Source organism: Bradyrhizobium manausense (assembly GCF_001440035.1).
Taxonomy (GTDB): domain Bacteria; phylum Pseudomonadota; class Alphaproteobacteria; order Rhizobiales; family Xanthobacteraceae; genus Bradyrhizobium; species Bradyrhizobium manausense.
The window spans coordinates 376,956-392,492 of sequence record NZ_LJYG01000112.1; the positions used below are offsets into that span (position 1 = coordinate 376,956).

The window sequence follows — 15,537 nt, forward strand, 5'->3', positions numbered from 1 at the left end:
GGCATCGGAGGCGCCGGCATCATCGGCGCCGGCTTGACCATCATCAACAGCGGTACGATTGCCGGCGGCGCTGGATACGGTGCCGGGGGCAACGCCATCAGCTTCACCGGCGGCGCCAACACGCTGACGTCGGTTGGCGGCACGCTGACCGGCAATCTCGGCCTTGCCAATGGTGTCGGTGCCAGCCTGACCTTCGCGCAAACGACCGCGGCCGGCGCCTCAGGCGACGTGACGATCTCCGGCATCACCGGCCTCACAGGCGGCGCCACCGATGCCTCGGTCGCGATCAAGCTCGACGGTGGACGTTCGCTCACCATCACCGGCGCCAGCACCTACAGCGGCGGCACCTCGGTGAGCGACGGATCGACGCTCGTCATCGGCAACAGCGATTCACTCGGCACCGGCACGCTGACGATGGGCGAGACACTTGCCGGGGTCACCAGGCTGGTATTGGCCGGCGACCGCCTCACCATTGCCAACACCATCGTCATCAACAGCGATCCCATCATCACCGTCGCGGCAGGCACGACCAATACGATGTCGGGGCCGATCAGCGGCACCGGCGACATCGTGCTCAATGGCGGCGGCACATTGGTGCTGTCAGGCGCCAATACATACACCGGCGCAACCACGATCTGCGGCACCGCCTGCGGCGCGGCGGGCGGCAGCAGTGTGCTTCAGGTCGGCGTCGACACGATCGGCACGCCCGGCGCGATCGTCTCGTCGGCAATAGGCACCGGCGCCTTGACCTTCAACGGTGGCACGCTGCAGGCCGGGGGCAATTACACCATCGCCAATGCCGCGCAGATCAACGCCAATGGAGCGACGATCGATTCCAACGGATACACCTTCACCTATTCCGGCACCATCGCCGACGCCGCAGGTCAAGTGGGCAGCCTGCTGCTCAAGAACGCCAACGGCACCGTGATCCTGTCTGGCGCCAACACCTATTCCGGCGGCACCACGGTCGCCGGCGGCACGTTGCGGGCGACGAACGGCAGCGCGCTCGGCACCGGCACGGTCACTCTGCAAAACGCCCAATTCCAGGCCGGCGGCACAAGCGACCTGATATTCGCCAACAACTTCAAGATCGATCAGTCGACCAACGGCAGCATCTTCGATGCCAACGGCAAGACGCTGACGATCGCCGGCAATATTACCGGCTCCGGCCAGGTGACGATCGCGGACTTTACGTACCACCGGAACAAGGTGGTGTTGCTCGGTACCAACACCTACAGCGGCGGCACCACAATCGGCTCACCGCTGGTGCTTGGTGATGCCACCCACACCGCGTCCATCATCGGTCCGGTCGTCAACTACGACAGGCTCTACATCCGGAATGCCGACACCTCGGCGATCACCAGCCTGATCACGAACGTGTCCACCTACACGGAATTCTCGGGCACGACGACCGCGAGCACCATGACCGTCAGCAATCTCGGCGCCGTCTATTTCCTCAACAGCAGCAGCGCCGGCAACGCTACGATCGCTAACAATTACTTCTACATCGGCGGGCCGACTCTCTATGGCAACGTGCAGTTCGGCACGATGGGAGGCACCGATACCAGCACCGCGGGCCGTGCGACGATCAACAACAACGGCGGCTACACTGCCTTTTACGCGGCGACCAATGCCGGGACCGCCACCATCATCAACGACTCCGGCTCGACGACGTTTATGGATCAGTCGTCGGCGGCCGGAGCGACGATCACGAACCGTAATGGTGGCACTACCTCTTTCGGCGGGTGTTGCGTCAACGAAAACGTGACGGCAGGCAATGCCGCCATCACCAACAACGATGGGGGGTGGACCGTTTTTCAGGGCAGTGCGACCGCGGGCAGCGCCGTCATCACCACCAATTCCGGCGGCCAAACCATCTTCTACCAGAATGCAACGGGCGGCGACGCACAGTTCATCACCAATGGTACCGGCTATGCCGACTTCTCCTTCAGTCGCGGCACCAACGGCGATGGCCGCATCACAGCCGGCTCGATTGCCGGCTCCGGTTTCTATTCCATCGGCGGCGGCAACACGCTCGTGGTCGGCAGCAACAACCTTTCGACGACGGTCAGCGGCGTGATCTCCGATTTCAATACCGCCCCATGGTGCGGTTGCGGCACGGCCGGTCCGGGTAATCTAGAGAAGATCGGCACCGGCACGCTGACGCTCTCGGGCACCAACACCTATACCGGCACCACCGTCGTCGACGGCGGCATGCTCCAGATCGACGGTTCGATCGCACCCTCGAGCCTGACCAGAGTGAACGCGGGCGGCGCCCTCTCCGGCGCCGGCACCGTCGGCAACACCGTGATCGCCAACGGCGGCATCCTGCTGGCCGGCAACGGCACGCCGGGCTCGTCCTTGACCGTCGCAGGCAACCTCGCCTTCCAGTCGGGCGCGCTGTATCTGGTGACGGTCAACGCGAGCGCGGCCTCATCGGTCAACGTCACCGGCACGGCCACACTCGGTGGCGGGATCGGCGTGAGCATCGCCGCCGGCAGCACCGTTGCCAAGCAATACACGCTGGTCTCCGCGGCCGGTGGCCGCAGCGGAACGTTCACCAGTTTCGCGGTAACAGGCGTGCCGTCCGGCCTCGCTGCGAGCGTCGGCTACGATGCCGGTCACGCCTACCTGAATTTCGCGCTCGATTACGGCACCCGAACCAACCTCAATACCAACCAGAAGACAGTCGCAGCCGCGCTGCAGAACTTCTTCGACGCCAATGGCGGCATCAACTCCACCTTCGTCGGGCGCTCCGCAAATGGCCTGTCGCAGCTTTCCGGCGAGAGCGCGACCGGATCGCAGCAGACCACGTTCGGCGCCATGAGCCAGTTCATGGGCTGCTGACCGATCCGTTCGTCGCCGGCCGCGATAGTGGCGCGGGCGGTGGCGCGCCCGCCGTGCCATACGCCGACGAGAGCGCATCGCTCGCCGGCGCGACGCGCAGCGGCGATGCACGCGGCGCCTTCGCCAGCATTTCGGGCAAGGCGCCGCATGCGGAGTCCGCCTTCGACCAACGCTGGAACGTCTGGGCGGCGGGCTTCGGCGGCTCGCAGACCACCGGCGGCAACGCGGCGGTCGGCTCGGCCAATACGACAAGCAGCCTCTACGGCACCGCTGTCGGCGCCGACTATCGCTTCTCGCCGAACACCATCGCCGGCTTCGCGCTCGCCGGCGGCGGCACCAGCTTCAGCGTCAGCGGTCTCGGCTGGGGCCGCTCGGATCTGTTCCAGGCCGGCGCCTTCCTGCGCCATACCATCGGCCCGGCCTATCTCACCGCGGCGCTCGCCTATGGCTGGCAGGACGTCACCACCGATCGCATCGTGACGCTCACCGGCACCGACCGCCTGCGCGCCGAGTTCAACGCCAATGCGTGGAGCGGCCGTCTCGAAGGCGGCTATCGCTTTGTCGCGCCGTGGACCGGCGGCCTCGGCCTCACGCCCTATGCCGCGGGTCAGTTCACGACGTTCAACCTGCCGGCCTATGCGGAGTCAGTCGTCTCGGGGAGCAATACTTTCGCGCTCGCCTACACCGCCAGCAGCGTCACCGACGCCCGAAGCGAGCTCGGCCTGCGCGCCGATAAATCCTTCGCCATGGCGAACGGCGTCCTCACGCTGCGCGGCCGCGCCGCCTGGGCCCACGACGTCAATCCCGACCGCAACGTCGCCGCGACTTTTCAGGCGCTGCCCGGCGCGAGCTTCGTCGTCGGCGGTGCGCGACCGGCAGCCGACTCCACCCTCGCCACCGCCTCCGCAGAGATGACATGGCTGAACGGCTGGTCGGCGGCGGCGAGCTTCGAGGGAGAGTTCTCCGACGTGACCCGCTCGTACGCCGGCAAGGGGACGGTACGTTACGGGTGGTAGGTGGCGCCTGCTCTCTCGCGATGCTGCGAGCTGGTGTTTTGCCCGACGTGTCAAATGACCGGAGCCTCGCCGGCGACGGTTCTACTGTGCATGGGGTTGTTTTGCGGAAATGGGCACGCGGCGTGTCAGCGCCCCGTCTTCACCTTGGTCCAGAGCCGGTTGATGATGCGCTGGGTGGCGGGATCGCGGGCGGTGATGACGAACAGCTTTGCGAGCGTCGCCTCGTCCGGATAGATGTTCTTGTCGTTCAAAATCTTCGGATCGACCAGCTTTTGGCTGGCGAGGTTGCCGTTGGCATAAGACAAAAAGTCCGAGTTCTTGGCGGCGACGTCGGGGCGATAGAGATAGTTGATCAGCTCGTAGGCTTCCTTAACGTTCTTGGCATCCGCGGGGATCGCGAGATTGTCGAAGAACATCTGCGCGCCCTCCTTCGGAATGGCGTAGCCGATCTCGATGCCGCTCTTGGCTTCCGCCGCGCGGGCGCGGGCCTGCATGATGTCGCCGGACCAGCCGACCACGAAGCAGATCTCGCCGGTGGCGAGCGCGCTTAAGTATTCGGACGAGTGAAACTTGCGCACGGACGGGCGGACTTTTGCGACGGCGTCCGCGGCCTTCTCGAGGTCGGCCTGCTTGGTCGAGTTCGGATCGAGCCCGAGATAGCTCAGCGCCGCCGGAAAGATGTCGTCGGCGGAGTCGAGCATATGCACGCCGCATTCTTTGAACTTCGCCAGGTTCTCCGGCTTGAAGACGATGTCCCAGCTGTCGATCTTGGCGTCGGGGCCCAGGATCTGCTTCACCTTGGCGACGTTGTAGCCGATGCCCGTCGTGCCCCACATGTAGTTCGCGGCGTAGACGTTGCCGGGGTCGTAGGTGGCGAGGCGCTGCGTCACCACGGGCCAGGCGTTGGCGAGGTTCGGCAGTTGCGACTTGTCGAGCTTCTGGAAGATGTTCGCCTTGATCTGGCGCTGCAGGAAATAGGCCGTGGGCACCACGACGTCGTAGCCGGACTTGCCGGCCATCAGCCGCGTCTCCAGCGTCTCGTTGGCATCGAAGGTGTCGTAGACCACCTTGATGCCGGTCTCCCTGGTGAAGGCCTCAAGGACGTCGGGCGCCATGTAGTTCGACCAGTTGTAGAAGTTGACGACCCGCTCCTCGGCGCCCGCCCCTTGCGAGAGCAACGTCAGCGCCGCGGCGACCGCAAGACCAAGGCGAAACCTGGAGCGCCTGACGTTGGTCATCTCTGTCTACCTCTTGCGTCCGCGTATCGCATCCGACAGCCGCTCCAGCGCGGTGTCGAGCGTCTGGTCTTTCTTGGCAAAGCAGAAGCGCACCACCGAGGTCACAGGGTCCTGCTCGTAGAATGCCGAAACCGGGATCGCCGCGACCTTGTAGTCTTTCACGATCCGCCAGCAGAACTCGGTATCGCTCTCGTTGAGCCCGAGCGGCGACAGGTCGACGGTGAGGAAGTAGGTGCCTTGCGACTTCAGCACGGGGAAGCCGAGGCTCTCGAGGCCCCTGGTCAGGCGATCCCGGCTCCGCGTCAGGTCCTTGCGCATCGACAGGAAGTAGTCGTCGGACTTGCCGAGGCCGTAGGCGACGGCGGCCTGCAGGTTCGGCGCGGTGGTGAAGGTCAGGAACTGGTGCACCTTGGCGGCGACGCGGAGCAACGGCGGCGCGGCGCAGACGAAGCCGATCTTCCAGCCGGTCAGCGAGAAGATCTTGCCGGCCGAACCGACCTTGATGGTGCGCTCGCGCATGCCGGGGACGGTGATCAGCGGGATGTGCTTGTGCTCGTCGAAGGTGACGTGCTCCCAGACCTCGTCGCAAATCGCGATGACGTCGAACTCCTGGCAGTACCGCGCCAAGAGCTCGAGGTCCTCGCGCGGATACACCACCGCCGACGGATTCAGGGGATTGTTGAACAGCACGGCCTTGGTCTTTGAATTGAAGACGCTTTTCAGCATGTCCTCATTCAGTCGCCAGTGCGGCGGCTCGAGCCGCACCAGGCGCGGAATGCCGCCGGCCTGGCGGATGATCGGCAGGTAGGAATCATAGACCGGCTGGAAGCAGACCACCTCGTCACCGGGCTGCACCACCGCCAGGATCGCCGAGGTCAGCGCCTCGGTGCCGCCTGACGTCACCATCACCTCGCTCATCGGATCGAGCTTGAGGCCATGCCAGTGGTCGTAATGGGTCGCGATCGCCTGGCGCAGCTCCGGGATGCCCATCATCGACGGATACTGGTTGTAGCCGTTGAGCGAGGCGTCGGCCGCGGCGCGGCGGATGTCCTCGGGGCCGGGATCGTCGGGAAAGCCCTGGCCGAGATTGATGGCGGCATTGTCGCGCGCGGCCTGCGACATCGCCTCGAAGATGGTGACAGGAAGGTCGGCGAAGACCTTGTTCAGGGAAGAGCTTTTGGACATCGACCCGATCAGCCACCGACCTTGCTGGGAAGCCCCGCCGCCTTCCAGCCAAGCATGCCGCCGGCCAGATGCTTGTCGTAGGGCAGGCCGGCCGCTTGCGCCGCCAGCGAGGCGGTCACCGAGCGCTTGCCGGAGCGGCAGGCGAACACGACGTCCTTGCCTTGGGGATCAGGGATTGCCTTGGGATCGAAGGTCGAGAGCGGCACGACCACGCCGTACGGGTAAGCCTCGGCCTCGACCTCGTTCGGCTCACGGACGTCGACCAGCAGATAGCGCCCTTCCGCGACACCCTTGGAGACCTCGTCCGGGGTCAGATCCTGTACTTGATTTGCCACATCATCCTCCAACGTCGGGGGCGCTCGCCGGAGTGATCCCGGCCGGCGGCAACCTCGCCTCTCGGCAAGCGAAAATCAAGCGCTGCAAAGGCTTGAGCTGCCTTGCGCAAGTTAAAGCTAAATCGCAGCGACTTGAAGTGCGGCTTTGAATCCGGGCGCTAGATCGTGACTTGCGTGCCGACCTCGACCACGCGCCCCGAGGGGATCTGGAAATAGTCGGTGGCATCGTTTGCCGAACGGCTGAGCGAGATGAACAGCCGGTCCTGCCAGCGCGGCATGCCCGAATGGGCGGCAGGCTTGAGCGCCCTGCGCGACAGGAAGAACGAGGTCGACATGATGTCGAACTGCCAGCCGAGCTTGCGGGCGATGGCGAGGGCCTTCGGCACGTTGGGCGATTCCATGAAGCCGAACTTCAGCCTCACCTTGGAGAAGGTCGGTGAGATCTGCTCCAGCCGGACGCGCTCGGCCGGATCGATGCGCGGGGTCTGCGCGGTCTCGATGGTGAGAATGACATTCTTCTCGTGAAGCACTTTGTAGTGTTTCAGACTATGCATCAGCGCAGTCGGCGCGCTGAGGGGATCGCTGGTCAGGAACACCGCGGTTCCAGGGACCCGCTGCGGTGGCCGCTTTTCCAGCATCGCCACGAGGTCGGCGAGCGGGAATTCGAGCTTGCGCGACTTCTCGAACAGCAGCCGGCTGCCGCGCCGCCACGTGTACATCAGCAGGATCATGAGGGAGCCGAGCGCGAGCGGCACCCAGCCGCCCTCGAACACCTTGAGCAGATTGGCGGCGAGGAACGTCAGGTCGAGGAACAGGAACGGCGCGATCAGCGCCGCGGCTCCCAGCGCAGACCACTTCCAGGCCTTCCAGATCACGACAAAGCCCATCAAACCGGTGACCACCATGGTGCCGGTCACGGCGATGCCGTAGGCCGAGGCCAGCGCGCTGGAGGAGCGGAACAACAGGACCATCAAGATCACGGCAACCAGCAGCAGCTGGTTGATGCGCGGGATGAAGATCTGGCCGGAATGGGCTTCGGATGTATGGCGAATTTCAAAGCGCGGCAGCAGCCCGAGCTGAATCGCCTGCCGCGTCAGCGAGTAGGCGCCGGTAATGACGGCTTGGCTGGCGATGACGGTGGCGGCGGTGGCAAGCACAACCATGCCGCCGCGGACCCAGCCTTGGGGGAACAGCTGGAAGAACGGACTCTCGATTGCGGCGGGATCGCCGAGCACGAGAGCACCCTGCCCCAAATAGTTCAGCGCCAACGACGGCAGCACGACGAACAGCCAGGCGGTCTGGATCGGCCGCTTGCCGAAATGGCCGAGGTCGGCATAGAGCGCCTCGGCACCGGTCACGGCGAGAAACACGGCGCCCAGCGTGACGAAGCCGATAATGCCGTGGTGGAGCATGAAGGAAACGGCATAGAACGGGTTCAGCGCGAGCAGCACCTGCGGCTGCCGGATGATCGGACCAATCGCCGCGATCGCGATCACCGCGAACCAGACGCACATCACGGGTCCGAAGAACGCCGCGACGCGGGCGGTGCCGCGCGACTGTACGGCAAACAGGACGACCAGGATCAGGACGGTCAGCGGAACGATGTAGGGCTCGAATGTCAGCGTGACGTCCTTCATGCCTTCGATCGCCGACAGCACGGAGACCGCCGGCGTGATCACGGCATCGCCATAGAACAGCGCGCCGGAGATGATACCGAGCAGGACGATGGTCGCCCCGCCGGTGCCGACCGCGCGCTGGGCCAGCGCCATCAAGGCGAGCGTGCCGCCCTCGCCGTTGTTGTCGGCGCGGAGCAGGATCACGACGTATTTCAGCGTCACCACGACGACGAGCGCCCACAGAATCAGCGAGACGACGCCGAGCACGGCGACCGTCGTGGGCGCGCCTTCCGCGCCCGATGCCGCCATCACCGCCTCGCGGAACGCGTAGAGCGGGCTGGTGCCGATATCGCCGTAGACGACGCCGATGCTGCCGAGCGTCAGCGCGCCGAAACCGACGGTGGTGTGGGCGTCGCCACGCCCATTGGCCGCCGCCGTTGCCGGGGCGGGAACTGCTACGTCACTTGTCATGGGAGAGCCTGGTGGCCTCTAAAAATGCTTCACTGCACAACAGCTGAAGAGAGCGCGCGGCTTATAGTCCTGCGCTGCCGGCATAGCCTAGCCCGATTCTGGGCCCTTGGCATGCAAAATTCACATAGGTTCGCCCTTGCGTCCCATTCGCCCTCAAATGGTGACTTGGGTTCCGACTTCAACCACCCGGCCGGTCGGAATCTGGAAATAGTCGGTGGCGTCGTTGGCCGAGCGGCTGAGCGCGATGAACAGGTGGTCCTGCCAGAGCGGCATGCCCGATTGCGCCGAGGCCTTCAGCGAGCGCCGCGACACGAAGAACGACGTCGACATGATGTCGAACTGCCAGCCCTGCTTGCGCGCGATCGCGAGAGCCTTGGGCACGTTGGGCTGCTCCATGAAGCCGAAGCGCAGCCGCACCTTGGAGAACTTCTCGCTGATCTTCTCCATCTTGAAGCGCTCGGAGAGATCGACCCGCGGCGTGTGCGCGGTCTCGATGGTCAGGATCACGTTGTGCTCATGCAGCACCTTGTTGTGCTTGAGATTGTGCAGCAGCGCGGTCGGCACGAAAGCGGGATCGCTGGTCAGGAACACCGCCGTGCCCTTGACGATGTGCGGTGGCCGCTTCTCCAGGCTGCGGATCAGGTCGTCCAGTGGCACCTCGATCCGGCGCGTCTTCTGGATCAGGATTGCCGAGCCGCGCCGCCAGGTCCAGATCGTCGCCGCCATCGTCGCACCGAAAAGCAGCGGGACCCAGGCGCCTTCCAGCAGCTTCAGGAGATTGGCGCTGAAGAAGGTGATATCGACCATGACGAAAGGCAGGATCACCACCGCAGCGGTCGCAGCCTTCCAGTTCCACAATTTCCAGATCACCACAAAGCCCATGATGCCGTCGGCGACCATGGTGGTGGAAACCGCAATGCCATAGGCCGAAGCGAGATTGCTGGGCGTGTGGAACAGCAGCACCAGCAGCATAACGCCGATCAGCAGCAGCCGGTTGACCCGCGGCAGGTAGATCTGGCCGGCATGGGTCTCCGACGTGTAGCGCACCTCGAAGCGCGGCAAGAGGCCGAGCTGCACCGCCTGATAGACCAGCGAATAGGCACCGGTGATCACCGCCTGGCTCGCGATGACGGTGGCAGCAGTCGCGAGCCCGACCAGCGGCAGCACCAGATGCTCGGGCACCATGCGATAGAATGAATGCTCGATCGCGCTGGGATCGGACAGCACCAGCGCGCCCTGGCCGAAATAGTTGATCAGCAGCGAGGGCAGCACGAAGAACATCCAGGCCGATTGGATCGGCTTGCGGCCGAAATGACCGAGGTCGGCATAGAGCGCTTCACCGCCGGTCACGGCGAGAAACACGGCGCCAAGCGTCACCAGGCCGATCGTGCCATGCGACAGCAGGAATTGCAGCGCGTAATAGGGATTGATCGCAGCCAGCACCGACGGGTCGTCGGCGATGTGAATGACGCCGAGGACCGCGAGACATCCGAACCAGACCACCATCACCGGTCCGAAGGCCGAGGCCACCAGCGCCGTGCCCTTGCTCTGCACCGCAAACAGCAGCACCAGGATCAGCACCGTGAGCGGCACGACATAGTGCTCGAATGCGGGCGTCGCGAGCTTGAGTCCGTCGACCGCCGATAGCACCGAGATCGCCGGCGTGATCATGGAATCGCCGATGAACATCGAGGCGCCGACCACGCCGAGCGCGAGCAGGAACCAGCTCCGCCGCCCCAGCGCGCGCTGGCCGAGCGCCATCAAGGAGAGCGTGCCGCCCTCCCCGTTATTGTCGGCGCGCAGCAGCAGCAGCACGTATTTGGCGGTGACGACGATCAGCAGCGCCCACAGGATCAGTGACAGCACGCCGAGCACCATGATCCGCGTCACCGGCGCGCCGTGCGCCGCGCCCCTCACCGCCTCGTGAAACGCGTAAAGCGGCGAGGTGCCGATGTCGCCGAAGACGACACCGATGCTCCCGAGCGTCAGGGCCCAAAAACCTGATGTGACCGGCCCCTCCTGGGTCTCGGTCTGTGTGATGCTCGCCGTCATGCGGGTGGAAAACGTTTCGTCCCTGGAATTGATCCGGCGCCTTTCGACGCTTCGGACGCGCCTGTCAATCGGCCTGCCACCATAGCAGGAGCCGCGGCAGATGCTGTGACGGCACAGCCACGTTCGCCAGCATGGAGACCGGCCGCCTGAGGTAAAATGGTAGGCAAGGGATTTAGGGCTTCAGGTTCGGCGGCAGCGGCGGATCTTCGCGCATCAGGGTGATGGTCACGCGGCGGTTCGCCGCGAGCGATGGATCGTCCGGGAACAACGGCTGGGTATCCGCCTTGCCGGAGACGGCGAAGATGTGCGACGGCGGCAGGCCCTCGCGCTCGAGGATCTGGCGCACTGCGTTGGCGCGATCGGCCGACAGGTCGAAGGCACCATAGTCGCTGCGCGTCGGCACGAAGCCGGCCGCGGTGTGGCCCGCGATGGAGACACGCAAGGGCGTGGCCTTGAGCGGGACCGCGAGCTTCTCGATCAGGCGACGGGTGCGATCGTAAGGCACCTTGGATCCATCCGCGAACATCGAGCGGCCGTCCTGGTCGACGATCTCGAGGTTGAGGCCCTGCTTGGTCTCCTCGAACATGATGTGCTTGGACATTTCGGTCAGTTCCGGCATGTCCTGCAGCGCCTGACGCAGCGAGGCCGCGGCCAGTGCGAAATTGCGATCGATCTTCATCTTCGCGCCCTGGGTGCGGTCGCGATCTTCCTGGTCCGGCGTCGGCGTGTTGGAGGCGTCCTCCGGCTCGATGTGATCGACGTTCTTCAGCCGCGGCCGGGTCGGCAGACCGTCGGACTCGACGATGCCGGCGTAGCGCGCCTCGCTCTGGACGCCGAAGGCGTCACGCATCGAGCCTGCGACGACCTTGAGCTTGTTGGCATCCTGGGTCGAGAATGCGACGAGCATCACGAAGAAGCTCATCATCAGTCCCATCAGGTCGGCGAAGGTCACGAACCAGCCGTGACCGCCTCCGTGAGCATCGCCGCGCTTCTTCTTGGCCATATCTCGATATCCGGACCGGGCAGCCTTATGCCGGCACCGGCTCGCCTTCGGCGTGGCGATGCTTCTCCGGCAGATAGGCCAGCAGCATTTCGCGCACGAGCGTCGGGCTCTTGGAGTCGCGGATCATCAGGATGCCGTCGATGATCAGCGTGCGGTTGGTTTCCTCGTCGAGCAGCTTGCCGTGCAGCTTGTCGGCGATCGGCAGACAGAACAGGTTCGCCACCAACGCGCCGTACAGCGTCGCGAGCAGCGCGGTTGCCATGAACGGGCCGAGCTTGGACGGGTCGGTCATGTTCGCGAACATCTGCACCATGCCGATCAGGGTCCCGATCATGCCGAACGCCGGGGCGCAGTCGCCGATGGCGCGGTAGATCTTGCTGCCCTCGTCGAGGTGCATGAGGAAGTTGTCGCGATCACGCTCGAGATTGTCGCGGATGAAGTCGAGGTCGTAGCCGTCCGCGACGTAGCGGATGCCCTTGGCAAGGAACGGCTCGTCGGTCTCGACCTTTTCGAGGCCGACCGGTCCCTGCTTGCGGGCGATCTCGGCGATGCGGGCAAGCTCGTCGACGAGGTCGTGCGCCGACAGCCGGCTCATGGTGAAGGCGAACTTGGCGCCGAGCGGCAGGCCGTGCATCAGCGCGGACAGCGGGAAGCGGATCATGGTCGCCGCGGTCGAGCCACCGAAGATGATGATCATCGCATGTTCGGAGATGAACATGTGGAGATCACCGCCCAAGAGCATCATGGTGGCGATGACGCCAAAGCCCACCACAAGGCCCACGCCGGTCATGATATCCATGGCAGACTCCAACGCGAACGCAACAACGGCCATCCTGGCCGCTGGCACGGTCCAACCCGAACCGCATCGGAACCCTAGAGGGGTGCCCTTAAAGCCGCGTAAAGGTTAAGTTCATCCGATGCGACCGAGCGGCGCAACGCGACGGAACGACCGTGGCTTTGCCGTTCTGCGACATCAATCTCAACACTTTGCTAACCATAATTGAGGCGCGTCAGGACGACAGTCCCGTCAGCTCCAGGCTGAGCGTGCGCAGGCGGCGGCGCGCATCGGCATCATAGGCCTGCGGATTGGCGCGTGCCTCGTTCATGCCGTTGAAGAACAGGCCGCTTCGAGCGGCAACGTCGTCGCCCTCGACCAGATGCAGGATCGCCGCGCCGCCCTGCTCCACCGTCGACATCGGCGTGATACCGCCGGCGCGCACCATCGTGGTGTTCATATAGGTCGCCGGATGCAGCGCGTTCACGGTGATCCGGTCGCTTTTCAATTCCTCCGCGAGATCGATCGTGAACATGATCTGCGACAGCTTGCTCTGCGCATAGGCGCGCGAGCCGCTATAGCCCTTCGTGATCATGACGTCGTCGAAATCGATCGGATGCTGGCCGAGCGAAGCGACATTGACGATGCGCGAGGGCGCCGCGGCCTTCAGCAACGGCAGCAGCAAATGGACCAGCAGGAAGCCCGAGAGATAGTTCACGGCAAAGCGCAGCTCGTGACCATCGCGGCTCTCCTGTCGTTGCGGCCCGTCATTCTGCGAGCCGATGCCGGCGTTGCTGACGAGGACGTCGAGGCGTTTGTGGTCACGGATCACAGCCGCCGCAAGCTCGCGCGTGCCTGCCATGGACGATAGATCGGCCTGATAGAAGGTCGGCGCGGCGTGGCCGGCCTTCACGATCTCGTCGATCAGCGCCTTTGCGCGCTCAGCACTCCGGCCATGGATCAGGACATCAGCGCCTTCGGCGGCAAGGCGGGTTGCAACATAGCGCCCGACACCATCGGTCGAGCCCGTGATCAGCACCGTCTTGCCGCGCATGTTCATGACGTCACTCCTGGACTAGTGAATCTCCGCCGAGCGTTTCAGCGCGGCCTTGAGCTTCTCCAGCGAAAAGTCGGGGCTGCGCGCGATCTCGAGGATCGGCGTCTCGCGGCGGCCGCAGAGCTCGGCGGCCTCAGGCAGTTTCGCAGCGACGTCGAGCGGGATCACGATGGCGCCATGCCGGTCGGCGTGGATCAGATCGTCCGACCTCACGGTCATGCCGGCGACGCGCACCTCACCGCCAAAGCTTTCCGCATGCACCCATGCATGCGACGGGCCGATCGAACCGGCCAGCGCCTGGAAACCAGGAGCCCATTGCGGGATGTCGCGGATCGAGCCGTCGGTGATGACGCCGAGGCAGCCGAGCGCCTTGTGCACGTTGCTTTGCACCTCGCCCCAGAACGCGCCGTAGCCGACGTCGGGGCCATCGATGTCCTGGATCACCGAGATGCGCGGACCGTGGCCGGTTCCGACATACTCATAATATTCGATGCGGCGCTTCGACTGTTCCTCGGCCGGGAGCGAGGATTTCAGGACCGAGCGGATCGCGACCGTGCGGGCATAGCCGACGATCGGAGGCAGATCCGGGAACGGGCAGACCAACTGTTTGGTGGTGTAGCCGATCAGGCGGCGCTCCGGCGCCACGATCTCCATGGCATTGCAGATCGTCGGCGTGTCATAGCGGCCCAGCGCTTCGAGGACGGAAGCGGGCAGCGGCCCGGTCGCGGTATTGGTCACGGCGTTCTCTCCCAGATTGGCGGCTGATTGACGCGATGCCGCCGACACAGGGCGATATAGCCGAGATCGGGCCTTAACCCAACTCGGGTGGCCTCATGGCAGATATCCGCGTGCGATCGCTCAGTGCAGTCGTCCGGGCCGGTCGTCGTCGTGCGGCGGCTCCGACAGGCTTGTCAGTGTCGGCGCCGACGGCGGCGACGGGACCTCGCCGCTGGGCGGCGTGGTGGCCTGCATCGCGCGCGCCTGGTCGCGGTAGGATTTGTAACCGAGCGGCAAGGCGAGAAGATACAGCGCCGTGCCGACCGACAGCACGTACCAGGGATAGCTGATCAGAAGCGCAATGAAGAAGATCACCGCGACGAACGCCGGCAGCACGAGCTCGGGAGGCACCCGCATGCGCATGCTCTTGCCGGAGAACACCGGCAGCCGCGACACCATCAGAAAGGCGATCAGCAGCGTGTAGCCCGCCGTCAGAGCCGCGGGCCAGCGCCCGAGATCCAGGAACGCCGCATAGATCGGCAACATCACCGTGATGGCGCCGGCCGGCGCCGGCACGCCGGTGAAGAAATTGGCGGCGAATGCCGGCTTGTTCGGATCATCAAGGGTGGCGTTGAAGCGCGCGAGCCGCAGGCACATGGAGATCGCAAACACCATGGCCGCGATCCAGCCGGCATTGCCGAGCTCGTGCAACTGCCAGAAGTACAGCATCAGTCCCGGGGCGACGCCGAAATTGACGAAGTCGGCGAGGCTGTCGAGCTCGGCGCCGAATTTGGACTGGCCCTTGATCAGCCGCGCGATGCGGCCATCGATGCCGTCGAGCGCGGCCGCGAACACGATGGCGTAGACGGCCAGCGTCATCCGCCCCTCGATCGACAGCCGGATCGCCGTCAGGCCGGCACAGATCGCCAGCAGCGTGATGATATTTGGCACCAGCATCCGCACCGGGATCGGGCGGAACCGCCGGCGGCGAATATCTGGATCTCGGTCGTCGTAGGGCGTCATTGGCTCGTCCTTACCTCTGGGCGAGATATAGCAAGCCGTGCCCCCCTCCGCCATCGCGGCGGAAGGCCCCCGACAGCGGCGTCTTGGTCAAGAGGCGCGGTAAGTGCGGCCGGGGTCGTCGCCGGTGAGGTCGGCCAGGATGGTCTCGCCCGCGATCGCTGTCTGCCCCTCCGAGACCAGCGCCTTGGTGCCGATCGGCAGG

Annotated in this window: 10 protein-coding genes and 3 pseudogenes; 2 read left to right on the forward strand and 11 right to left on the reverse strand. The window is 64.9% G+C overall.

Features of this window, described 5'->3' with window-relative positions; translation table 11 throughout:
• Window positions 1-228: 228 nt before the first annotated feature.
• Both AOQ71_RS50500 and AOQ71_RS49305 read left to right on the forward strand, forming a co-directional pair.
• Window positions 229-369 (forward strand): annotated as a pseudogene (locus AOQ71_RS50500) (hypothetical protein); the annotation flags it as partial.
• Between the two features lie 222 nt (window positions 370-591).
• Window positions 592-3,863, forward strand: a pseudogene (locus tag AOQ71_RS49305) (autotransporter outer membrane beta-barrel domain-containing protein); the annotation flags it as partial.
• A gap of 125 nt (window positions 3,864-3,988) precedes the next feature.
• Here AOQ71_RS49305 and AOQ71_RS38360 read toward each other — a convergent pair.
• From AOQ71_RS38360 to AOQ71_RS49315, 11 genes and pseudogenes are all read right to left on the reverse strand, one after another.
• On the reverse strand, window positions 3,989-5,101 hold the full coding sequence (locus AOQ71_RS38360) for a polyamine ABC transporter substrate-binding protein (RefSeq protein WP_057758393.1): 1,113 nt from the start codon (window positions 5,099-5,101) through the stop codon (window positions 3,989-3,991).
• Between the two features lie 6 nt (window positions 5,102-5,107).
• Complete coding sequence (locus AOQ71_RS38365; protein ID WP_057758395.1) at window positions 5,108-6,286, reverse strand: aminotransferase; 1,179 nt, start codon at window positions 6,284-6,286, stop codon at window positions 5,108-5,110.
• 8 nt (window positions 6,287-6,294) lie between these two features.
• On the reverse strand, window positions 6,295-6,621 hold the full coding sequence (locus AOQ71_RS38370) for a rhodanese-like domain-containing protein (protein WP_026202463.1): 327 nt from the start codon (window positions 6,619-6,621) through the stop codon (window positions 6,295-6,297).
• Window positions 6,622-6,779: 158 nt separating this feature from the next.
• The gene (locus AOQ71_RS38375; RefSeq protein ID WP_057758397.1) at window positions 6,780-8,708 is read right to left on the reverse strand and encodes a potassium transporter Kup; all 1,929 of its coding nucleotides are present in this window, start codon (window positions 8,706-8,708) and stop codon (window positions 6,780-6,782) included.
• A gap of 153 nt (window positions 8,709-8,861) precedes the next feature.
• A complete protein-coding gene (locus AOQ71_RS38380) occupies window positions 8,862-10,760 on the reverse strand; it encodes a potassium transporter Kup (RefSeq protein WP_057758399.1) in 1,899 nt (632 codons plus the stop codon).
• A gap of 172 nt (window positions 10,761-10,932) precedes the next feature.
• Window positions 10,933-11,763, reverse strand: a complete 831-nt coding sequence (locus AOQ71_RS38385) for an OmpA/MotB family protein (protein WP_057758401.1) — start codon at window positions 11,761-11,763, stop codon at window positions 10,933-10,935.
• Window positions 11,764-11,788: 25 nt separating this feature from the next.
• On the reverse strand, window positions 11,789-12,562 hold the full coding sequence (locus tag AOQ71_RS38390; protein ID WP_057759060.1) for a motility protein A: 774 nt from the start codon (window positions 12,560-12,562) through the stop codon (window positions 11,789-11,791).
• Between the two features lie 211 nt (window positions 12,563-12,773).
• Window positions 12,774-13,598, reverse strand: coding sequence for an SDR family NAD(P)-dependent oxidoreductase (locus tag AOQ71_RS38395; RefSeq protein WP_057758403.1), 825 nt, complete (start codon window positions 13,596-13,598; stop codon window positions 12,774-12,776).
• Window positions 13,599-13,613: 15 nt separating this feature from the next.
• The gene (locus AOQ71_RS38400; protein ID WP_057759062.1) at window positions 13,614-14,333 is read right to left on the reverse strand and encodes an RraA family protein; all 720 of its coding nucleotides are present in this window, start codon (window positions 14,331-14,333) and stop codon (window positions 13,614-13,616) included.
• Between the two features lie 120 nt (window positions 14,334-14,453).
• Complete coding sequence (locus tag AOQ71_RS38405; RefSeq protein ID WP_057758405.1) at window positions 14,454-15,335, reverse strand: CDP-alcohol phosphatidyltransferase family protein; 882 nt, start codon at window positions 15,333-15,335, stop codon at window positions 14,454-14,456.
• Between the two features lie 87 nt (window positions 15,336-15,422).
• A pseudogene (locus AOQ71_RS49315) lies at window positions 15,423-15,537 on the reverse strand (phosphatidylserine decarboxylase); the annotation flags it as partial.

Excerpts from the sequence above, each read along its gene's own strand:
- AOQ71_RS38360 (WP_057758393.1), bottom strand. The coding sequence starts at position 5,101 with ATGACCAACGTCAGGCGCTCCAGGTTTCGCCTTGGTCTTGCGGTCGCC.
- AOQ71_RS38365 (WP_057758395.1), bottom strand. The coding sequence starts at position 6,286 with ATGTCCAAAAGCTCTTCCCTGAACAAGGTCTTCGCCGACCTTCCTGTC.
- AOQ71_RS38375 (WP_057758397.1), bottom strand. The coding sequence starts at position 8,708 with ATGACAAGTGACGTAGCAGTTCCCGCCCCGGCAACGGCGGCGGCCAAT.
- AOQ71_RS38380 (WP_057758399.1), bottom strand. The coding sequence starts at position 10,760 with ATGACGGCGAGCATCACACAGACCGAGACCCAGGAGGGGCCGGTCACA.
- AOQ71_RS38385 (WP_057758401.1), bottom strand. The coding sequence starts at position 11,763 with ATGGCCAAGAAGAAGCGCGGCGATGCTCACGGAGGCGGTCACGGCTGG.
- AOQ71_RS38390 (WP_057759060.1), bottom strand. The coding sequence starts at position 12,562 with ATGGATATCATGACCGGCGTGGGCCTTGTGGTGGGCTTTGGCGTCATC.
- AOQ71_RS38395 (WP_057758403.1), bottom strand. The coding sequence starts at position 13,598 with ATGAACATGCGCGGCAAGACGGTGCTGATCACGGGCTCGACCGATGGT.
- AOQ71_RS38405 (WP_057758405.1), bottom strand. The coding sequence starts at position 15,335 with ATGACGCCCTACGACGACCGAGATCCAGATATTCGCCGCCGGCGGTTC.